The following is a 21,230-nucleotide window of genomic DNA, read 5'->3' on the forward strand; positions in this document are numbered from 1 at the left end:
ACCGGCAGAACCCAGGGCAAATCCCGTGCCATCGGGAAACACCGGGAAACCGCGTGTTGCAAGCCGTGCCGCAGCGCTGTTGCGTGCCACGCTTGAACACATGGTTTGTTCTGTTGCGAAATGGAACAGCGCAACTGTGCAACCGTTGCGGCCGCCTATGGCGCATGCTCGTGCCGCCGCGGCAGCATGCGTTGCAGGCATCGCTGTGCGTCGAACCATTGGTGCTTGACCACCGCCGCCACGTGCAACACGACCAGGCCGAGCAGCAGATAGGCCGTCATGCCGTGCAGCGTGTAGAACAGGTGCTGCAACGCACTGTCGACCCGGCCCCAGCGCGGCAGCGGGATGCCCCACAAGCGCGTCCCATACTGGTTGAACGAAGACCCCAGGTAGCCCGAGAGCGGCATGACCACCATGCACATGTAGAGCAGGCGATGTGTGATGCGCGCGAGCTCCGCCTCCCAGCAACGCAGCCCCGCGAGCGGGGCCGGCGCGGGCCGGTGAAGCCGCACGACCACGCGCCATGCGATCACCAGCGCGGCAGTCAGCCCCAGCGATTTATGCAGGTTGACCCACTGCCCTTTTCCCGGCGCGCCCTTGGGCAGGCCTGTCATGTAATAGCCGAGCGAAAACAAGGACAGCAGCAGCAACGCGCTCACCCAGTGCAGGACCATCTGCGTGTGCGTGTAGGTGCCGGTCACGCCGCGCATCAGCATGCCGGTCCGTCTGTCAGCGCGGCGCATCGAGGCTCCCCATGGAACTCGGAAACGTCACCACGCCCCAGGGCAGCTTGTAGCCTTGTAGCGTCTCGGCCACCTCCCGCCGGCCCGGGTCGATGACCTGCACGCTGTTCGAGCGTCCGCACGCCAGCAGCAGCGCCCGGTCGTCCGGCGTGAAGCTGAAATGCCAGCAGCGCTTGCCGACGGGAATCGCGCCCACGGGTGCAAGCGTGCGGGCGTCGAACACCTGCAGCAGATCGGCGCGGCTTGCCGCCACCCACAGGTAACGGCCTGCACGGTCAAACGCGACACCGTAGGGGCCGCGCTCGGTCGGTATCGTCTTGACCGGCTTGAGCGCCGCGTCGAGCACCAACAGGTTGTTCGAGTTCTCGAGCGTCACCACGTAGGCCTTTGCGTCGGGCGAGATCTTGATGCCGCGCGGCCGGTTGCCGAACGGCGACACGTCGATCGACTGCATCTTCTCGAGCGTGGCGAGGTTGTAGATGCCGACCGTGTCGTCGCCCTCGTTGGCCACCAGCAGCCGCTTGCCGTCGGGCGAGAACTCGATGGCCTCGGTCTCGCGCGCGGCCTTGATGCGTCCGACCACCGTCCATTGACCGACGTCGATGACGGCGACTTCCGCGGGTGCGTCGTCGTCCGGCTTGTGCGCGGGCGCACTCTTGCCGGGCGGCCCGCCACCGGACGAAGGCTCGTACGTCACGAAGGCCCGCCGGCCATCGGGGGACATGCGCATGAACTCGACGTTCCGGCCGACCGGGATGCGCTTGACCTCCTTGCGCGTGCCCGTATCGACCACCGAGACATCGGCACTGCCCTGGTTCGCGGTCAGCAGCCAGCGCCCGTCGGGCGTGACGGCAAGCCCGCGCGGGTCCTTGCCGACGGCAATCTCGGCCACGGGCTTGAACGTGCGCGCGTTCAGCACCGTGACGCCCCCGCCCTGGTTCGTGACATAGGCAACGGGGTCCGGCACCTCGGCGCCCGCCTGCAGGATGGACACCCAGCCGACGCTGAGCAGCGTGGCGATGCGGAGGTAGTAGGTCAACGCAGTCATGGTGGTCGTTCGTGCTGTGGGGTCAGTCCTTGTCGACGCCGGAAGCCTTGCCGCCAAACGAGTACGTCAGGCCGATCCAGATCGCGCGCGGCGGCGCCGGCGTCACGAACTGCTGCGTGGTCAGCGTGTAGATGCTCGTGATGCCCGACAGGCCGTAGGTGGAATAGCGCTTGTTGAACAGGTTGTTGATGTACGCCGAGATCTCGAGATGCTTGGTCGGCTTGTAGTGCAGGTTCAGGTTGACGACGCCATACCCGGCCACCGTGCCGTTCGGGTCGGTGTTGCTCTCGTTGCCGTGCGCCACCTGCTTGCCGACCAGGATCAAGCTGCCGCCCACTGACAGGCTCGGGCTGAACGCATACGACGCGCCGAGCTTGAGCGTCTTGTCCGGGATGCCCGGGATCCGGTTGCCGCTCACGACGTGCTGGCCCGTCGCCGTCGTGAATGCCGATTTGTAGACCGCGTCGACATAGCCGAAGTTGGCCGACAGCGTCCATTTGTCGAGCTTCGTGCTGGCGCCCAGTTCGAACCCTCGGCGCTGCGTCTTGCCGACGTTGGCGAAGTAGCCGTACGTGTTGGACGTGGCGATGAACTGGATGTCGTCGCTCAGGCGCGAGTCGTAGAACGAGGCACTCCAGTAGGTCGACTGGCCGATCTTGCCGCGTCCGCCCAGTTCGATGGTCTTGGCCACGACGGCCTTGAGGTCCGGGTCGCCGTTGAAGCCGGTGGGCAGTGAACATGGGCTGTTCGGGTCTGCGCAGGACAGTTCGATCGAGGTGGGCGCGCGCATCGATTCGCTGTAGTTGCCGAAGATGCCCTGCCCCCCGCCGAGGTCGTAGTTGAAGCCCAGCGCCGGGTTGAACCGGTGATAGTGGTGCGAGCCGGCCAGGCTGTTGGTTTCCGGGCCCGCCACCGCGCCGTCGGGGATGCCGTTCGGGGCGGACGCGCTGCCAGACCCCGTGTTGGCATACCGGTAGGCGTTGACGTAATCGGGGTTGTAGTACGACACGCCCGATACGTCGTCCGTCCACGCATAGCCGCCGTCTTCGTTCAGGTACCGCCGGTTCGCGCCGCCCTGGTTGAGCGTGGTGTAGTTGAAGCTGCCGGAGGCCGTCACGCTCAGCCGCTTCGTCACGCTGAACGTATCGGTGAAGTACGCGCTGAAGTTGTTGACGCTGGACGACAGGTTGACCGCGCCGATGACGTTGCTGCCCGTAAACGACGCAGGGTTCGATGCCGACGGTGCCAGCCCGTTGCCCGTGAAGCCGTACTGCTGGTTGGGCGTGACCACGGTCTCGTAGTTGATCAGCCGGGCCAGGTACGTGGTCTGGTCATACGTGATGCGCGTATGGTCGAACGCCGCGCCCAGCGTGAACGCATTCTTGTGCCCGGCCAGCTTGTCGAAGTTCGACCACTGGATGGACGCGCCGACCGTGTCTTCGTGCGTGGCCGAGTCCACCACGCTGGTGTTGATCGCGCTGGTCCAACGCCCATAGCCGAGTGCCAGCGCATTCGCACCCGTCACGGCATTCGCGGCGGTGCCGTTGGGCGCCCTGTTGGCACACCTGTTGGCCGTGACGCCGGCCGTGGTGGATGTGGCGAGCGATCCGTCATCGTTGAAGCAGCCGTCGTCCAGCTCGGCGTTGCTGTTGACGTTGCGCAGGCTTGCCTTGCGGTAGTAGGCGCTGCCCGCGATCTGGTTGTCGTCGTTCAGCCAGTGGCTGCCTTTCAGGTTCAGCAGCGCCATCCGGTTCGAGATGGTGTCGGGCCACGTATAGGCGGCGCTGCGGTTGGACATCATGTCCATCGGCAACGACTGCGTGCCGCTCAGCGACGTATCGGCCAGCGCAGCGGAGAGCTCCAGCTGCGTCGCGCCCTCGTTGCCGCGCCATCGCACCTTGCCGTACAGCTGCTTCACTTCCGAGCCGGAGTGGTCGCGGAAGCCGTTCTGCTTATCGAAGTTGCCGGCTGCGAAATAGTCGACGCCACGCGACGCGTCAACACCGCCTGTCTCGAAGCTCACGGCCTTGCGGCCGAACGAGCCGCCCAGCACGTCGATCGACGTTCCTGGGTGGTCCTTGCCGGTCTTGGTGTTGACGACGAGCGCCCCGCCCAGTGTGTTGAGCCCGAACATCGGGTTGGAGCCGGGCAGGATGTTGACGCTCGACACGGCGTTCATGGGAATGAGATCCCAGTTCACGATCGAGCCGAACGGCTCGTTCACCCGCACGCCGTCAAAGTAGACCGACAGCCCGATCGGCACGCCCAGCAGCGACGACACCTGGAAGCCGCGGTAGTTGACGTCGTTCTGGTACGGGTTGCCGGAGCCGTTGCTGACGCTGACCTGGCCGAGGTTCTCGTTCAGCACGTCCGCCAGGTTCGAGGCGCGCTGCTCCCGAACATCCTTGCCGCTGATGCGCTGGGCGTTGGCGGGAAACTGCGAGAGCGGCACGCCAATGCTGTCGATGGGCGTGGCACCCACGACCTCGGCCGCAGGCAATGCCACCGCAACAAGCTGGTCTTCCGCCCAGGCTCCCGAGTGAAGGCCCGCGGCAGCGAGCGCGAGCACCACACCGCTCAGGCGGGGCGCGGCCTTGCACAGGCGGCTGGTACGCGAATGCACCGTGTGTCTCCCGAAGTGTTCCGTCGCCGTGCCCCCGTGTGCGGACGATGCACCGGGCAACCCGGCATGGCATGGGTTATGGGTGGCAAGGCACCAGTAGCGATGGGGCAGACACCTGTGCGCGCACGCGGCGCGACAGTGCGTTGGGTTGGCGCATGGCCGTGTCTCCTCTTCTCTTGCTCTTGTCTCTGCCTGCGGGTCGTTGCCCGGCAGGTCAGCGGCCGGCGCACGGGTGTCGATGGCCGTGCGCCAGCCGTCCTGCTACACCATCAGAAGAAGCCCAGCGGCTTGGTGTCGTAGCTCACCAGCAGATTCTTGGTCTGCTGATAGTGGTCGAGCATCATCTTGTGGGTCTCGCGGCCCACGCCCGACTTCTTGTAGCCGCCAAAAGCCGCATGCGCGGGATACAGGTGGTAGCAGTTCGTCCACACGCGCCCCGCCTTGATGGCGCGGCCCACGCGGTAGGCGCGGTTGATGTCGCGCGTCCACACGCCGGCGCCCAGGCCGTACTCGGTGTCGTTGGCGATGTGGATGGCCTGCGCCTCGTCCTTGAAGGTCGTCACGGCAATCACCGGGCCGAAGATCTCTTCCTGGAACACGCGCATGCTGTTGTCGCCCTTGAGCAGCGTCGGCTTGATGTAGTAGCCCTTGGCGAGGTTGCCGGGCAGCACTTCCACATCGCCGCCGACCAGGCATTCGGCGCCCTCTTCCTGCGCGATCTCGAGGTAGCTGCGGATCTTGTAGAACTGCTGCTCCGAAGCCTGCGCGCCGACCATCGTTTCTGTGTCGAGCGGGTCGCCGCGCTTGATGGCGGCCACCTTGGTCATCACTGCGTCCATGAAGCGGCTGTAGATCGATTCCTGCACCAGCGCGCGCGACGGGCACGTGCACACCTCGCCCTGGTTGAAGAAGCCCAGCACCAGGCCTTCGGCGGCCTTTTCGATGAAGCTCGGCTCGGCCTGCATGATGTCTTCGAAGTAGATGTTGGGCGATTTGCCACCCAGCTCCACCGTCGACGGAATGATGTTCTCCGCCGCGCACTTCATGATGTGCGAGCCGACCGGCGTCGAGCCCGTAAAGGCGATCTTGGCGATGCGCTTGCTGGTGGCGAGCGCCTCGCCGGCCTCCTTGCCGTAGCCGTGCACGACGTTGAGCACGCCGGGCGGCAGCAGATCGCCGATGAGTTCCAGCAGCACGCAGATGCCCAGCGGCGTCTGCTCGGCGGGCTTGAGCACGATGCAGTTGCCGGCAGCCAGCGCGGGCGCCAGCTTCCACGCGGCCATCAGCAGCGGAAAGTTCCACGGGATGATCTGGCCCACCACACCCAGCGGCTCGTGGATGTGATACGCCACGGTGTGCTCGTTGATTTCGGCCGCCGAACCTTCCTGCGCGCGGATGCAGCCGGCGAAGTAGCGGAAATGGTCCGCCGCCAGCGGGATGTCGGCGTTCAGCGTTTCGCGCACGGGTTTGCCGTTGTCCCACGTCTCCGTCACGGCCAGCATTTCAAGGTTCTGCTCGATGCGGTCGGCAATCCTGAGCAGGATCAGCGAGCGGTCCTGCACCGACGTGCGGCCCCACGCGTCGGCTGCGGCATGCGCGGCGTCGAGCGCGCGGTCGATGTCTTCGGCCGTGGAACGCGGGAACTCGGCAATCACCTCGCCCGTGACCGGCGTGGTGTTGGTGAAGTACTGGCCCTTGACCGGCGCGACAAACTCGCCGCCGATGTAGTTGCCATAGCGCGACTTGAACGAAACGATGGCGCCCGGCGTGCCGGGATGAGCGTAACGCATGGGTTGTCTCCTGATGGATGAGTGATGACGTCAGCGTCTTGGCTTGCGCTGTGTCTGCCTCTTCTCTGCAAGAGCCGGGCCATGTCGCGCGGATGACGTTTGCGCGGCCCGCGATCGCCCACCCGCTGCTGCGCGCTGCCAGGAGTGCTCCAGAATGCAACAGCGGCTGTTGCAAACCGCAACGGCCATCGGCCTGGCAGTGCCGTGCGAACACGCCTCGCGCATGGCATGCATTTCGCAGGAGCACCGGTTCACCTGAACCGGACAGACCCTCGATGAGAAGGCTCCAAGCCAACGCCTGCGCCATCGCGCGAGGCATCGCCGTGCTGATGGCCGCCTGCCTGCCATGGCCGGCGGCCGCCGACGCCAACGCCGACCCTGCCGGCTCGCCGCTCTGGCCGACGGTCCGGCAGGAGGCGCTCGGCACCGCGCCCGCAACCTTCGACACCCGCATCACGATCACCGGCCCCGCGTTTGCGGAAGACCCGATGCAGGTGCCCATCGCCTTCGACGCGTCGGCGCTGGGCAAGGTGGACCGCATCGTCGTCGTGGTCGATCGCAACCCGATCCGCAAGGTGCTGGAGTTCGAGCCGATGCAGGCGCGCCCCGCGCTCTCGTTCCGCTTCAAGCTTCAGGAGGCGTCGCCCGTGCGGGTGGCTGCGCGCACCACGGATGGTGTCTGGCATGTGGCGACGCTCGTCGTCGATGCCACCGGCGGCGGCTGCACGCTGCCCGGCGCCACGCGCGCGAACGCCACCTGGAGCACCACGCTGAACCGCGTGGAATCACGCGTGTTCCCGGGCTTCAGCGGCGCAGGCAGCCGCATCCGCCTGCGCGTCATGCATCCCATGGACACCGGTCTGGTGGCGGGCATTCCGTCGTTCCATATCGAACGGCTCGAACTGCTCGACAGCAGGCGCCAGCCGTTGCTGCGGCTTGCGCTGTACGAACCCGTGGCCGAAAACCCGATCTTCTCGTTCGATCTGGACGGCCCGGCCGCGCGCGGCATCACCGTGGCCGGCGTCGACAACAACGGCAACCGCATCCGCGCACAGGTGACGCCATGAGACGACTGCACGGCGCGCTGCTGGCCCTTGCAATGCTCGCCGGTGGCGCACAGGCTCAGGACCTCGACTATCGCCTCGCCCCGCGACCGGTCGCGCCGGACGTCTGGGTGCTGCAAGGCGCCAACGCCGACTTCGCCCGTGCCAACGGCTGCAACATCATCAACACGGGCTTCATCGATACGGGCGACGGTGTGATGGTGATCAACACCGGGCCGTCATTGCGGTACGGCGAGCAGCAGCGTGAGGCCATCAGCCGCGTCACGCGTGCGCCGGTGCGCTGGGTGTTCAACCTGAATCTGCACCCAGACTACTTCTTCGGCAACCAGGCGTATGCCGATGTTGGCGCGCAGGCGCTGCCGGGCACGATGGCCGGCGCCCAGCGTGAAGGCGCCGCATATGCCGACAACCTCTACCGCCTCTGCGGCGACTGGATGCAGAGCACCGTGTCGACGCCGCCCACGCTGCCAGTGGCGCCCGGCGAGCGCACGTTCGGCCGTCACCGCATCGAGCTGATCCGGTTCGATGGGCATACCGACGATGACCTCGTCGTCATCGACCACACGAGCGGCGTGATCTTTGCCGGAGGTCTGGTCTTCCGCAACCGCATCCCCACCACACCGCACGCCGACATCGCGCGCTGGCTCGCCAGCCTCGATCGCCTGCAAGCCATCGTTGCACGCCACCACGGGTATGTGTTGATCCCCAGCCACGGGCCCGCGCTCGACCACGCAGACGCCATCGCGCAGACGCGCCAGTACCTGCGCTGGCTCGATGCGCGCCTGCGCCGCGCCGCCGAAGACGGCCGCGACCTGGCCGAGGTGCTGGCCATGCCGGTCGCCGACGAGTATGCCCACTGGGCCGGCATGCCTGCCGAGTACGTACGCAACGTGACGCACTTCTACCCCCGCTATGAAAGCGCGGCGCTGGTGCCATGACATGGCGGCGCCCACGCCTGCCCGACGACGCTGGATGGGCCTGATGCTCGCACTCGCGCTCGAACCACCGTTGGCCACGCTGGCGGCGCCGCAGCCCCCGGTGTCGCTGCGTCTCCTGCGGCTGCAGCACGGCCTGTACGCCGCACGCGCCAACAACGCCGAAGCCGCGCGCGCCAACGCAGGGGAAGTCGTTCCCACGCTCGTGCACGTGACGGGCAACGGCGTGCTCGTGGTGGACCCCGGCCCGCACGCGGCGTGGGGCGACCGGCTCATCACCGCCATCCGGCACATCACGGCGGAGCCGGTCCGCTGGGTGGTCAACACACACGCGCACCCCGAGCATGTGCTGGCCAACGCAGCGTTTGCACGGCTGCAGCCTCGCCCAGCCTTCCTGGCTTCTGCGGCCACGGCCAGCCTGATGCGCGAGCGCTGCCAGGCTTGCCTGGCACGGCTGGCGTCCATGCTCGGCACGCAGGCCATGCGGGGCACGCACATCGTCTACCCCGAGCCGGCCCTGCGCGACGGCGACTGGCTGCACACCGGCAAGACCGCGTGGCAGGTGCACATCCACACCGCCGCGCACAGCGCCTCCGACACGGTGCTGTACGCCCCGCAGCAGCGCGTGCTGTGTGTGGGCGGCCTGGCGTATCGGCAGCGCGTGCCCGAACTGCAGGACGGCTCGCTGCTCGGGTGGCGGCAGGCCCTGCGCGGCCTCGAGCGGCTGGATGCCGGCATCGTCGTCGGCACGGCCGTCGGCACACCGATGCAGACACTGCTGCCCACGCTGTCGTATCTCGACGCGCTCAACGACGCGATTGCCGATGCGCTCGATGCAGGCGGCGACGCAGCGCATGCCCTCACCTATGCACCGGGCGGCGCGTATCGCGATTGGCGCAACTTCCATCCGCGGCATGCGCTGAATGTCGCACGCGCCTGGCGTGAACTCGAAGACCGCTGGACGCAGAACGCGCCGCTGCGCTAGGCGCTGCTCCATGGCTGAACACGCAACGAGACACGTGTTGCATCGAGTGTCTCGCGATGTCACACGCGTGACACCCACCTACCGCGCGCAAACGTTATTCAACGCACTGCAACTCCTTGCAATGTCGCGCAAACCGGCGCGATGCGCGTGGTACGCATATTGCAATGCACGCCCGGCGTCGAACGCAGGCCTTGTGTCCGACGCCGCCCCCTGAACAGGCTCGCGCCCAATCCGCGGGGCCCATCACAACGAGAAGATACGGAGACACCATGCAGAACAAGAGCCTTCGACGATACGCCGTGGCAGCCACCCTGGGCTGCGCTGCCAGCGCCGCCTTCGCGCAGTCGTCCGTCACCATCTACGGCACCATCGATGCCGGCGTGCAGTACCGCAACCGCAGCGCCGACAACGCGGGGAGCCTCACCGAGATGCACACCGGCGGCATTAGCCCCAGCATCTGGGGCCTGCGCGGCGTGGAAGACCTTGGCCATGGGCTGAAGGCGACCTTCAACCTCGAAGGACACTACAGCAGCGATACGGGCACGCTCACCAGCGGCCCCGGTTTCAGCTCGCAGCTCTTCCGCCGGCAAGCCAACGTCGGGCTCGGCGGCGAATGGGGCGCGATCACGCTGGGCCGCCAGTACAGCCCGGCCCTGCTCGGCACCATCGGCACGGAGCCGCGCGGCTTCAAGGAGCAGTTCTCGAACCTGTACGGCTGGGCGTACAACCAGTTGGCCGCGCCCGGCAACGCGCTCGGCGCCGGCACGAACCCGGGCAACGACGTTGGTGTGTTCACGGGGAACACGGTGCAGTACGCCAACAACTTCGGGCCGGTCTGGCTCGGCGTCGCCTATTCGCTGGGCGAGGCTGCCGGCAGCTTCAGGAAGGGCAACGAGCTCTCGGTGGGCGCCACGTACACGGGCCCGGTCACCGTCGGCCTCGGCTATCAGCAGATCGCCGACAGCGGCTCTGGCGAAACGCTCAGCAGGCTGTGGAACGCTGGCATCGCCGTTCCGGTCGGCGCCTTCACCGGCCGCGTGAATTACCTGGACGTGACGAACAACGCGCCCAGCGGTGCGCGCGTGTCTGATGTGCAATCGATCGGCGTGGGCCTGGACTACAAGTGGAGCGCCGCCAATACCGCCACGCTCGCTGGCTACTACAGCAAGTACAAGAGCAGCGCGCACGACAGCTCGACCAAGTCGATCGTGCTGAGCAACGACTACGCGTTCTCCAAGCGCACGACGCTGTATGCGCAGCTGGTCTACGCCGACGCGGGCGCGGTGGGCACGGCCGATCCGCTCGAAGGCCTGAAGACGTCGATCGTCGCGGGCGGCACGGCCCCGGGCGCGAAGACCATCCTGGGCGGCGTGGGCTTGCGGCACACGTTCTGACCGGCGGATCACCACGCAGCAGAAACGCCCCTTGGCGAGACCACCAAAGGGGCGCTTGTCACCACCGGGCGCCGTTGCGGTCAGGCAGCGTGCAGCGTCGGATAGTCCGTGAGGCCGCGCGCGCCACCGCCAAACAGCGTCTCGCGATCGTGCAGCGCGAGCGGCGCACCGGTGCGCAGGCGCGCCGGCAGATCCGGATTGGCGACGAACGGACGCCCGAACGCAATCAGCTCTGCCCAGCCCGCGCCAATCGCTTCGCGTGCGCGTTCCGCGGTGTACTTGCCGGCATAGATGAGCACACCGGCGTAGGCCGCGCGCAGTTGCTGCTTGAAGGCGACGGGCATCAGCGGGGCATCGTCCCAGTCGGCTTCGGCAATGTGGATGTAGCCCACGCCAAGCGCATCCAGCAGCCGGGCGGCGGCGAGGTACGTTGTCTCGGGGTCGTCGTCCACGCAGCCGTTGAGGGTGGTCAGCGGTGCAAGACGGATGCCGACACGCGAGGCGTCGCCCGTGCCTTCGATGAGGGCACGCGTGACTTCGTCGAGAAAGCGCAGCCGGTTTTGCAGCGAGCCGCCGTAGGCATCGGTGCGCGCGTTGGCCTGCGAATCGATGAACTGGTTTACGAGATAGCCGTTGGCGCCATGCAGCTCGACGCCGTCAAACCCGGCTTGCATGGCGTTGCGCGCGGCGGCACGGTATTGGCCCACGACCTCTGCGATCTCGCCCACCGTCAGCGCACGCGGTGCCGATGCCTGCACGAAGCCCGGCGTGCGGCCGTCTTCGCCAGCGATGAACACGTTCACGCCCTTGGCCTGGAGGGGCGACGCCGATACCGGCTGGCGGCCACCCAGCAGGCTCGTGTGGCTCAGGCGCCCAACGTGCCAGAGCTGCGCGAAGATGCGCCCGCCGTGGGCATGCACAGCGTCGGTCACCTTGCGCCAGCCCGCGACCTGCTCGGGGGTGTGGATGCCGGGCGTCCACGCGTAGCCCTTGCCGAGCGGCGCCACGTACGTGCCTTCACTGACGATGAGACCGGCGCTCGCACGCTGCGCGTAGTACGCGGCCATCAGTTCGTTGGCGACATCGCCGGGTTGGCTCGCACGCGAGCGGGTCATTGGCGGCATGACGATGCGGTTCGGCAATGTCAGCGGGCCGAGCTGCAGCGGTTGGAACAGCGGGTCGTTCTGCATGATGTGGATTCTCTGTGGCGGATGTGGGGCAAGTTCAGTCCCACGCCGGGGCCAGCCCCTGCGGGCTCACCTCGCGGCCATTGCGCTCCAGCGCGGCGATCTGCGCCATGTCGTCGTCGGTCAGGCGCAGCGTCCGTGCGATCAGGTTGCTGGCGAGGTTCTCGCGCCTGGTGGACGACGGAATGACCGAGTAGCCAAGCTGCATCGCCCATGCGAGCACCACCTGCGCGGGCGTCGCCTGGTGCCGCTGTGCAATCGTGCCGATCACCGGATCGCCCAGCACCTTGCCGTACGCGAGCGTCATGTACGACGTCACATGAATGCCCTCGCCCTGCAGAAAGCTCACCAGCTTGCGGTTCTGCAGATACGGGCTCAGTTCGATCTGGTTCGTGGCGATCGCGTCCTTGCCCACGGCGGCCATCGCTTCCTTCGTCAGCGCGATGTTGAAGTTGGAGATACCGATCTGGCGGGTCAGCCCGCGCGCCTTGGCATCGGCCAGCGCCGTCATGGATTCGTCAACGGAAACGCCTTTGCCGGGCGCCGGCCAGTGGATCAGCGTGAGGTCCACGTAATCGGTCCGCAGCTTGGCGAGACTCTCTTCGAGGCTCGGCGCAAGCTTGTCCCGGGCGGCGTTGTCCACCCAGATCTTGGTGGTGAGGAAGAGGTCTTCGCGGCGCACGCCGGAGGCGGCAATGGCCTCGCCCACCTCGGCTTCGTTGCCGTAGATCTGCGCCGTGTCGATGGCGCGGTAGCCGAGTTCGAGGGCGTTGCGGACGGCGTCGATGACGACCTGGCCCTGCAGGCGGAAGGTGCCAAGGCCGAATGCGGGAATGTTGCTCATGGTGGAATTTCTGGAAACGAATGCATGCGGCGGTATGCCCAGGCATTCTGGCGGTTGCCACTACTGAAATAAACGCCGTTACCGGACAGAAATATTTGACTTGAGATCAAGTATCGGCGGCCTCTCGCTCACAGCAAGCGCAGGCTGCCTTCCAGCCGGTAGAAGTCCAGCGACGGCGCGGTAAAAAACGAACGCGACGTGCCCGCCGCGAAATCGTCAATGTGCACCACGGTCGCGCGGTCGGCTTCCTGCCACGTGATCACGTAGACCTCGCCGGCGACGTGCTGCCAGGTGTAGGCCACTTCGCCCTCGGCGCCGGCAAAGGCCCTTCCGTGATCGCGTAGCGCATGTGGATGCCGTCGTCGGCATAGGCGTTGGTGGCGGTGAGGCCTTCATAGCGGACTTCGAACGTATTGCCGGCAAACGGCGGCAGCAGCTGGGTGGGTGCATGGCAAGGGCTCCGGAAAGCATGCGGGTGACGAAACGGCGGCGTTCAGTGGGCGAGTTCGAGCGGCTCGGCGGTGCGGGCGGGCAGGCCTTCGCGGTCGTCGAGCGGGCCGGTGTGCGCCCTCAGGCCAACTGCCCCGAGCGTGACGGCCGCGGGTCAGCGCGAGTAAGGCGAGTGGCATGGTGGGCACTCCAGGGTCCGATGCGAATGGAGCGCAGTGTGCCCGCTTTACTTTTGCCAAAAAACCGGTCTATAAACGAAAATATCTTGATTTCAGATCAACAATGAAGATCACGCTGGATGAACTCCAGGCCTTTGCCACGGTAGTCGACACCGGCTCGATCACCGCGGCCGCACAACAGCTTGAGTTGACCGTGTCCGCCACGAGCCGCACGCTGGCGCGGCTCGAAGACAAGCTCAGGACCACACTGCTGCGCCGGACCACGCGCCGGCTCGAACTGACCGAAGAGGGCCGCGCGTTTCTGCAGAACGCACGGGCCATCATCGATTCGGTGGAAAGCGCAGAAGAGCAGATGCGCACGCGGCGTGAGAAGCCATCGGGACGCCTGCGGGTGGATGCGGCTTCGCCCTTCATGCTGCATGTGATCGTGCCGCTGGTGCGCGGCTACCGCGAGCGCTTTCCGCAGGTGGAGCTGGAGCTGAACAGCAACGACGGCATCATCGACCTGCTCGAGCGGCGTACCGACGTGGCCATCCGCATCGGTCGGCTCAAAGACTCGACGCTGCACAGCAGGCTCATCGGACACAGCCGCGTGCGCATGCTGGCCAGCCCTGCCTACCTCGAGGCGCACGGCCAGCCGCGCAAGGTCGAGGATCTTGCCAGGCACACCCTGCTCGGCTTCACCGAGCCGGAATCGCTGAACCTCTGGCCCGCACTCGGGCCCGATGGCGAGCCATACAGGATCACGCCTGCGGTGTGGTCGTCCAGCGGCGAGACGCTCCGGCAGCTTGCCCTGGAGGGCACAGGCATCGTCTGCCTGTCGGATTTCATGACCGCGCAGGATCGGGAATCCGGCCGGCTCCTGCAGGTGCTGGCGCGCCAGACGCAGGACGTGCGGCAGCCCATCCAGGCCGTGTACTACCGCAACACAGCCATCTCTGCACGCATTGCCTCCTTCGTCGATTACCTCGTCGAGGCGCTGCGCGGCAAGCCCCCGGCGCGCGGCGCAGCGAAGTGGATGGCACCGTGACGACGCGGGCACTTCATTCAGGACTCAGAACGGGATCGAAGCGTGGCCGATGCCATCAAACTCTGGGGCGGCGAAATCGCCGCGGACGGCCCGGCAAAGCCGGCACATGGCGCGTCCGGCCTGCGCGAACCTCGGCGTGCTGCGGAGCCAAACAAAAAGCCCCTTGGCCGTGAGACCAAGGGGCTTCTGCTATTGCTGGCGGAGAGGGTGGGATTCGAACCCACGGTACCGTCGCCGGTACGCCTGATTTCGAGTCAGGTACATTCGACCACTCTGCCACCTCTCCGGTAACTGGGTCGCTGAATCGCGAAACCGCGACTATAGCAGATTTCTTCCGCCGAAATCAACAGGCTGACACAACAGCGTCAACCCGCCGGTTTCAGGACCTCCTGGCCGCCCAGGTACGGGCGCAGCGCCGCCGGCACGGTGACCGAGCCGTCCGCGTTCTGGTAGTTCTCCAGCACGGCCACCAGCGTGCGGCCCACGGCGAGGCCCGAGCCGTTGAGCGTGTGCACCAGCTCTGGCTTGCCCTGCGCGTTGCGGAAGCGGGCCTGCATGCGGCGCGCCTGGAAGTCGCCCATGTTGGAGCACGAGCTGATCTCGCGATACGTGTTCTGCGCGGGGATCCACACTTCGATGTCGTACGTCTTGGTGCTGCCGAAGCCCATGTCGCCGGTGCACAGCACGACGGTGCGGAACGGCAGTTCGAGCTTGCGCAGGATGTTCTCGGCGGCGTTCGTCATGGCTTCCAGCGCATCGAACGACGTGTCAGGCTGCACGATCTGCACCATCTCAACCTTGTCGAACTGGTGCTGGCGGATCATGCCGCGCGTGTCCTTGCCGTACGAACCGGCCTCGGAGCGGAAGCACGGCGAATGCGCAGCGAACTTCATCGGCAGCGCATCCGCGGGGACGATCTCGTCGCGCACGAGGTTGGTGAGCGGCACCTCGGCCGTCGGGATCAGGTAGAAATTCTCGACGTGCTCGCCGGCTTCGCCGTCCGCGCCCTGCCCCATCTTGCGCGGCACGCGGAACAGGTCTTCCTCGAACTTCGGCAGCTGGCCCGTGCCGCGCATCGACGCGGCGTTGACGATGTAGGGCACGTATGCCTCGGTATAGCCGTGCTCCTGCGTGTGCGTGTCGAGCATGAACTGCGCGAGCGCACGGTGCAGGCGCGCAACCTGGCCCGTGAGCACCGTGAAACGCGCACCCGACAGCTTGGCGCCGGCGTCGAAATCAAGCCCCAGCCCGGCGCCCAGATCCACGTGATCCTTGACCGGAAAGTCGAACGTGCGCGGGGTGCCTTCACGGCGCACTTCCACGTTCTGCGTTTCGTCCTTGCCGACCGGAACGCTCTCGTGCGGCACGTTCGGGATCGACAGCATCAGGTCCTGCAGCTTGGCCTGCACCACGTCGAGCTGCGAAGCCGAGGCCTTGAGTTCGTCGCCGATGCCCGACACTTCCGCCATCACCGCCGAGGCGTCCTCGCCCTTGCCCTTGAGCATGCCGATCTGCTTCGAGAGGCTGTTGCGGCGGGCCTGCAGCTCTTCCGTGCGGGTCTGGATGGCCTTGCGCTCCGCTTCGAGCGCGGCAAAGCCGGCCACGTCGAGCACATAGCCGCGGTCTTTGAGGCGCGCAGCAACGGCGTCGATGTCTTTGCGCAGCAGTTGGATATCAAGCATGGTGGGGAGAGGAAACCGAGGATTGCGAACGATCGGAATGACCGAAAAGGCCGATTTTATCGCACCGGCCTGCCGCCTTTATTTGCTGCGGGACGATTTGTCCTGTTCGGCGTGCCACTGCGCATCCAGCTCGCGCAGGTGGCGCAGCTTGTCGCCGATCTTGCCTTCGAGGCCGCGTGGCGTCGGGACGTACCAGTTCTGCGCGGGCAGATCGTCGGGAAAGTACGTTTCGCCGGCAGCATAGGCTTCGGGCTCGTCGTGGGCGTAGCGATAGGCGTGGCCGTAGCCGAGCTCCTTCATCAGCTTGGTCGGCGCATTGCGCAGATGCACGGGCACCGCGCGCGACTTGTCCTGACTGACGAACGCGCGGGCCGCGTTGTAGGCGTTGTAGCCCGCATTGGACTTGGGCGCGACGGCCAGGTAGATCAGCGCCTGCGCGAGCGCCAGTTCGCCTTCGGGCGAGCCGAGCCGCTCGTAGGTTTCCGCCGCATCGAGGGTGATGCGCGCGGCGCGGGGGTCGGCCAAGCCGATGTCTTCCCAGGCCATGCGCACGATGCGGCGCGCGAGGTAGCGCGGATCGGCGCCGCCGTCGAGCATGCGGCAGAACCAGTACAGCGCCGCATCCGGATCGGAGCCGCGCACGGACTTGTGCAGCGCGCTGATCTGGTCGTAGAACGCGTCGCCGCCCTTGTCGAAGCGGCGTAGGTTTTCGGACAGCGCCGAAGCCAGCAGCGCCTCGTCGATGACCGGCACTTGGTTTCCGGCCCCCGCGCCCTCGGCCTGCGAGCGCGCGGCGCGCGTGACGATCTCGATGTTGTTGAGCAGTTTGCGGCCATCGCCATCGGCGGAAGCCACGATGGCATCGAGCGCGGCGGGTGTCCACTCAAGGCTGCCCAGCGCCAGGCGCGCGCGCTCGGCCAGCTGCTTGAGCTCGTCGTCCGACAGGCTCTTGAGCACGTAGACAGCCGCACGCGAGAGCAACGCCCCGTTCACCTCGAAGGAGGGGTTCTCGGTCGTCGCGCCGATGAAGGTGAACAGGCCGCTTTCCACGTGCGGCAGGAAGGCGTCCTGCTGGCTCTTGTTGAAGCGGTGGACTTCATCGACGAACACCAGCGTCCGGCGCCCGTTGGCGCGGAACTGCTCGGCGCGTTCCACCGCCTCGCGGATGTCCTTCACGCCAGACAGCACGGCCGACAGCGCGATGAACTCGGCATCGAACGCATCGGCCATCAGCCGCGCCAGCGTGGTCTTGCCGACGCCGGGCGGGCCCCAGAGGATCATCGAATGCGGCTCCCCGGAGGCAAACGCCACGCGCAGCGGCTTGCCCGGCCCCAGCAGGTGCTGCTGACCGATCACATCGTCGGCGGAATGGGGGCGGAGGCGCTCGGCCAGCGGCATGTGGGCGGGCGCGTTGGGGAAGAGAGAAGCGGAAGCGTTCATGCGGAGATTGTCGCAGAATCCGTCCGCCGGCCGCTTCCCCGGCAACCTCAGGCGGCGCGTGCGTCCAGCGCCGGCGCCTCTGCGGCCATCCTGCTCCGGCCGATCAAAAGCACACAGACCAGCGACAGCGCCGCAAAACCGGCATAGAAGATCGCCATCGGCCACCACAGCGGGAAAAAGCGATCAGCCAGCACCGTGGCAAGCAGCGGTGTCAGGCCACCCGCAAAGGCGCCGCACACCTGATACGACAACGAAATCGCCGTGTAGCGGATGCGCGCCGCAAACATGCCGCTGACAAAGCCCGCGATGATCGCGTAGTAGCCGGACTCGGCCAGCGTGGCGATGGCCACTCCTGCAAACACGGTATGCGCCTCGCCCATGCGGACCAGCGGGAGCATGATGAACGGCACGACCACCGCGAAGGCCGCGAGGATGACCAGCATGCGGCGCGTTCCGAAACGGTCGGCCAGCGTGGCCGCCCCAAGCTGCACGAAGAACTGCAGCACGGCGACCCAGAACATGCAGTCGAGAATCATCGCGCGATCGAGCTGCAGGTACTGCGTGGCATACGAAATCATGAAGATGTTGCTGAAGTACACGCCCGCGATGCCGTACACGTTGGCGCCGATGGCCAGCGCGATCAGCGGCCACGCCTTGAACGCCTCCGCCAGCGGCTGCTTCGCCACGTCGCCGGAGGCCTGCATCGCCTCGAATTCCGGCGATTCGTTGACCGACATGCGGATCACAAAGCCCACGGCCAGCAGCACCGCGCTCGCCAGGAAGGGCAGGCGCCAGCCCCACGCCATGAAGGCCTCCGGCTCGAGCCGGCTGACGGCGGAAAAGGCCAGCATCGACAGAATCAGGCCACCGGCGCTGCCAAGCTGCGCGAACGAAGCAAAGAAGGTACGCCGGCCTTTCGGCGCATGCTCGCCGGCCAACAGCACTGCGCCGCCCCACTCGCCACCCACGGCAATGCCTTGCAGCACACGCAACGCCACCAGCGCGACCGGCGCAATCCATCCGGCCTGCGCATAGGTGGGCAGACAACCGATCAGCACGGTGGCAACGGCCATGAGGGTGAGCGTGCCCATCAGCGCGCGCTTGCGGCCGAGCCTGTCGCCGATGCGGCCGAACAGCACGCCGCCGATGGGCCGGGCAAGAAATCCGATGGCGAACGACCCGAACGAAGCCAGCAGCCCCAGCAAGCGGTTCTCTCCCGGGAAGAACAGCGGCCCGAAGACAAGCGCCGCCGCCGTGGCGTAGCTGTAGAAGTCGTACCACTCGATGGTGGTGCCGATGAACGATGCCATCGCCGCACGGCGTGGCTGGGCGATCGACTGCGCTGCTTGCATGGGGTCTCCTCTCTGTTCTTATGGGTGTCGCATCAGGCGCGGTATTCGACGCCGGGCAGCACGCACAGCATCTCGAACGCGAGGTTGGCGCCGAGCAACGCCGTCGTCCCGAACGGGTCGTATGGCGGGGACACCTCGACCAGATCCGCGCCGACGATGTCGAGACCGCGTGCGCCGCGCACGATCTCCAGCGCCTGCGGCACGGTCAGGCCGCCAATCTCCGGCGTACCGGTACCCGGCGCATAGGCCGGGTCGATCCCGTCGATGTCGAAGCTGATGTAGACCGGGCCGCCCTGCACGCGAGCGCGCACCTCTTCCATGAGCGGCGCGAGCGATCGGTGCCAGCATTCCTCAGCGGTCACCACGCGAAAGCCCTGTTCACGACACCAGTCGAAATCCTCGGCCGCGTAGCCCGTGCCGCGCAGGCCGATCTGCACGACACGGTTGCAATCGAGCAAGCCCTCCTCCACCGCGCGGCGAAATGGCGTGCCGTGCGCGATCTTCTCGCCGAACATCGTGTCGTTGACGTCGGCATGCGCGTCCACGTGGATGAGGCCGATGCGGCCGTACTTGGCATGCATCGCGCGCAGGATGGGCAGCGTGACGGTGTGGTCGCCGCCCAGGCCGATCGGGCGGCAGCCGCCGGCGATGATCTCCCGGTATGCGGCCTCGATGCGCGCGATCGAGTCATGCAGGTTGTATGGGTTGGTCGGCACGTCGCCGATGTCGGCCACGCGCAGCGAGTCGAACGGCGCAGCGCGTGTGGCCATGTTGTACGGCCGCAGGAGGACGGATTCCGCGCGGATCTGCCGGGGCCCGAGCCGTGCGCCGTTGCGATTGGACGTGCCCAGGTCGAACGGCACGCCGACAAAGCAGGCGTCCAGCCCGGCGGCAGACGTGGCGGCGGGCAGCCGCATCATGGTGGCAATGCCGCCAAAACGCGGCATGGCGTTGCCCGAAGCGGGCTGGAAGAGGTCGGCGCGGTCGTTCATGGCAGTCGCATGGTCACATCGTCCCGAGACGATGTAATGAGTGTCAATAAGCTGCATTCTTGCCGATGGATTTCGCACGTAGAATGCGAAATCTCCGAATCAAACATCGATATGGATCGATGTATCGACCGTGCTGGGACAAGCTTCCGATCTTGATCTGCGACTGATCCGCGTATTTCTCGCCGTGGTCGACGCGGGCGGCATCACCCCTGCCCAGGCAACGCTGAACGTGGGGCAATCCACCATCAGCACGCAGCTGTCCACGCTGGAGACGCGACTGGGCTACCGGCTATGCGAGCGCGGCCGCAGTGGCTTCCGGCTCACCGCGCGCGGCGAACGCTTCGTCGATTCCGCCCGCAAGCTGCTGGGCGCACTCGACGTCTTCAGCGCGGAGGCGCGCAAGGTGGGCCGCACGCTGGTCGGCACGTTGAATCTCGGCTTGATCGGCCATGCGCCCGTCAACGCGAATGCGCGTATCAGCCAGGCCATCGAGCGCTTTCGGCAACGCGATGAATCCGTGCATTTCACGGTCTCGGTACGCCCGCCCGGGGAGCTGGAAGGACTGCTGCTCGACAACAAGATCCATATGGCGATCGGCTACTTCTGGCACCGCGTGCCGGCGCTGGACTACACGACGATCTTCCACGAGACGCAGCTTGCGTATGCGGGGCGCGGCCATCCGCTGTTCAAGAAGGCTGGGGACGTGACGCCCGCGCAGGCACTGGCGCACGCGTGGGCGTGGCGCAGCTATCCGCTGCCGGAAGCGGCGGGCTCGCCGGCCGAGCGGCCGGTGACTGCGGTGGCAGACAACATGGAAGCGGTGGCAATGCTGGTGCTGTCAGGCCGGCACCTGGGTTACCTGCCGGAGCACTTTGCGGCGCCCTATGTGGCCCAGGGCCTGCTGACGCCGTTGGCACCCGCTGCCATGCGCTACGAGGTGCCGTTCGACATGGTGGTGCGCCGCGATGCCCGGCGCAATGATCTGCTGGCCGCCTTCATTGCCGACATGAAAGCGGCCCACGCCTAAAAGACGCGCATGCCGTCAGTTCGACGCGCGCTGCACCAATCCCATGAACGCCTTGGCCGGAAGCGGCCCATGGCACGACTGCGTGCCGTTGGCCGCGCGCAGCAGCAGCCAGACGTTTTCGCTGGCCGGCGGCTGAATCACGAACGGCTGACGCGCCGACGCTTCGGGCAGGCGTGGATCGGCCGGCGCCTGGATCGGCACGACCTGCCCGGCGTGGCCTTTCACCAATGCGCTGCACTCGGCGCTGGGCAGTTCGGTCGCGTGCAGGAAATCCTTGTTGACCAAGGCCTCGGCCAGCACCGTGTCTGGCGCGGTGAGGAACGAATCGATATCAAAACGGGACGCACCCATCGAGGCGCATCCCGCAAGCACAACCGCCGCTGACGCCGCAGCGACAACAGCGGCGGCTCGGTGCAGCGACGTGGTGAACGGCAAAGGCATGGTCGGTCTCCTGGTCTAGGACAG

Annotated in this window: 17 protein-coding genes, 1 tRNA gene and 1 pseudogene; 6 read left to right on the forward strand and 13 right to left on the reverse strand. The window is 66.7% G+C overall.

Going from position 1 to position 21,230, the window contains the following annotated elements; genetic code table 11:
• Nucleotides 1-155: 155 nt before the first annotated feature.
• The 4 genes from TK49_RS14875 to exaC all read right to left on the reverse strand — a co-directional run bounded on the left by TK49_RS14875 (nucleotide 156) and on the right by exaC (nucleotide 6,204).
• Entirely contained in the window at nucleotides 156-743 is a 588-nt protein-coding gene (locus TK49_RS14875; protein WP_238587559.1) for a cytochrome b, read from the reverse strand.
• Nucleotides 730-1,791 (reverse strand): beta-propeller fold lactonase family protein, encoded by a 1,062-nt coding sequence (locus tag TK49_RS14880; RefSeq protein WP_045787397.1) that lies wholly within the window; start codon nucleotides 1,789-1,791, stop codon nucleotides 730-732. The genes TK49_RS14875 and TK49_RS14880 overlap by 14 nt, the downstream gene beginning before the upstream one ends.
• A gap of 22 nt (nucleotides 1,792-1,813) precedes the next feature.
• The gene (locus TK49_RS14885) at nucleotides 1,814-4,414 is read right to left on the reverse strand and encodes a TonB-dependent receptor domain-containing protein (protein WP_045787398.1); all 2,601 of its coding nucleotides are present in this window, start codon (nucleotides 4,412-4,414) and stop codon (nucleotides 1,814-1,816) included.
• A 269-nt stretch (nucleotides 4,415-4,683) separates the two neighbouring features.
• Nucleotides 4,684-6,204, reverse strand: a complete 1,521-nt coding sequence (gene exaC / locus TK49_RS14890) for an acetaldehyde dehydrogenase ExaC (RefSeq protein ID WP_045787399.1) — start codon at nucleotides 6,202-6,204, stop codon at nucleotides 4,684-4,686.
• Nucleotides 6,205-6,533: 329 nt separating this feature from the next.
• Between exaC and TK49_RS14895 the strand changes: the two genes are divergently transcribed.
• The 4 genes from TK49_RS14895 (at nucleotide 6,534) to TK49_RS14910 (ending at nucleotide 10,582) form a co-directional block, all read left to right on the forward strand.
• Nucleotides 6,534-7,271 carry a quinoprotein dehydrogenase-associated SoxYZ-like carrier gene (locus TK49_RS14895; protein WP_099050677.1) on the forward strand — a complete coding sequence of 246 codons (738 nt, stop codon included), beginning with the start codon at nucleotides 6,534-6,536 and terminating at the stop codon, nucleotides 7,269-7,271.
• A complete protein-coding gene (locus TK49_RS14900) occupies nucleotides 7,268-8,206 on the forward strand; it encodes a quinoprotein relay system zinc metallohydrolase 1 (protein ID WP_045787401.1) in 939 nt (312 codons plus the stop codon). The genes TK49_RS14895 and TK49_RS14900 overlap by 4 nt, the downstream gene beginning before the upstream one ends.
• Before the next feature lie 34 nt (nucleotides 8,207-8,240).
• Nucleotides 8,241-9,188 (forward strand): MBL fold metallo-hydrolase, encoded by a 948-nt coding sequence (locus TK49_RS14905; protein ID WP_045787913.1) that lies wholly within the window; start codon nucleotides 8,241-8,243, stop codon nucleotides 9,186-9,188.
• A gap of 269 nt (nucleotides 9,189-9,457) precedes the next feature.
• Complete coding sequence (locus TK49_RS14910; protein ID WP_045787402.1) at nucleotides 9,458-10,582, forward strand: porin; 1,125 nt, start codon at nucleotides 9,458-9,460, stop codon at nucleotides 10,580-10,582.
• 80 nt (nucleotides 10,583-10,662) lie between these two features.
• Here the strand turns inward: TK49_RS14910 and TK49_RS14915 are convergent, their stop codons facing one another.
• From TK49_RS14915 to TK49_RS14925, 3 genes and pseudogenes are all read right to left on the reverse strand, one after another.
• Nucleotides 10,663-11,772, reverse strand: a complete 1,110-nt coding sequence (locus TK49_RS14915; protein WP_045787403.1) for an alkene reductase — start codon at nucleotides 11,770-11,772, stop codon at nucleotides 10,663-10,665.
• Nucleotides 11,773-11,806: 34 nt separating this feature from the next.
• Entirely contained in the window at nucleotides 11,807-12,613 is an 807-nt protein-coding gene (gene dkgB / locus TK49_RS14920; RefSeq protein ID WP_045787404.1) for a 2,5-didehydrogluconate reductase DkgB, read from the reverse strand.
• Between the two features lie 128 nt (nucleotides 12,614-12,741).
• Nucleotides 12,742-13,049, reverse strand: a pseudogene (locus TK49_RS14925) (MoaF-related domain-containing protein).
• 296 nt (nucleotides 13,050-13,345) lie between these two features.
• On the opposite strand from TK49_RS14925, the gene TK49_RS14930 reads away from it, so the two are divergent.
• Nucleotides 13,346-14,272: a LysR family transcriptional regulator gene (locus TK49_RS14930; protein WP_045787405.1), complete on the forward strand. Its 927-nt coding sequence runs from the start codon at nucleotides 13,346-13,348 to the stop codon at nucleotides 14,270-14,272.
• Between the two features lie 196 nt (nucleotides 14,273-14,468).
• Here TK49_RS14930 and TK49_RS14935 read toward each other — a convergent pair.
• From TK49_RS14935 to speB, 5 genes are all read right to left on the reverse strand, one after another.
• Nucleotides 14,469-14,558: transfer RNA gene (locus TK49_RS14935), tRNA-Ser, on the reverse strand.
• A 79-nt stretch (nucleotides 14,559-14,637) separates the two neighbouring features.
• Nucleotides 14,638-15,954, reverse strand: a complete 1,317-nt coding sequence (gene serS / locus TK49_RS14940; RefSeq protein ID WP_045787406.1) for a serine--tRNA ligase — start codon at nucleotides 15,952-15,954, stop codon at nucleotides 14,638-14,640.
• Between the two features lie 78 nt (nucleotides 15,955-16,032).
• Nucleotides 16,033-17,352, reverse strand: coding sequence for a replication-associated recombination protein A (locus TK49_RS14945; RefSeq protein WP_045787407.1), 1,320 nt, complete (start codon nucleotides 17,350-17,352; stop codon nucleotides 16,033-16,035).
• 89 nt (nucleotides 17,353-17,441) lie between these two features.
• Nucleotides 17,442-18,746: an MFS transporter gene (locus TK49_RS14950; RefSeq protein WP_045787408.1), complete on the reverse strand. Its 1,305-nt coding sequence runs from the start codon at nucleotides 18,744-18,746 to the stop codon at nucleotides 17,442-17,444.
• A gap of 32 nt (nucleotides 18,747-18,778) precedes the next feature.
• Nucleotides 18,779-19,738, reverse strand: coding sequence for an agmatinase (speB, locus tag TK49_RS14955; protein WP_045787409.1), 960 nt, complete (start codon nucleotides 19,736-19,738; stop codon nucleotides 18,779-18,781).
• Between the two features lie 130 nt (nucleotides 19,739-19,868).
• On the opposite strand from speB, the gene TK49_RS14960 reads away from it, so the two are divergent.
• Nucleotides 19,869-20,765 (forward strand): LysR family transcriptional regulator, encoded by an 897-nt coding sequence (locus TK49_RS14960; RefSeq protein ID WP_045787410.1) that lies wholly within the window; start codon nucleotides 19,869-19,871, stop codon nucleotides 20,763-20,765.
• Nucleotides 20,766-20,780: 15 nt separating this feature from the next.
• On the opposite strand, the gene TK49_RS14965 is transcribed toward TK49_RS14960, so the two are convergent.
• Entirely contained in the window at nucleotides 20,781-21,206 is a 426-nt protein-coding gene (locus tag TK49_RS14965) for a hypothetical protein (RefSeq protein ID WP_045787411.1), read from the reverse strand.
• Between the last annotated feature and the right edge of the window lie 24 nt (nucleotides 21,207-21,230).

This window comes from Ralstonia mannitolilytica (genome assembly GCF_000954135.1).
GTDB lineage: Bacteria > Pseudomonadota > Gammaproteobacteria > Burkholderiales > Burkholderiaceae > Ralstonia > Ralstonia mannitolilytica.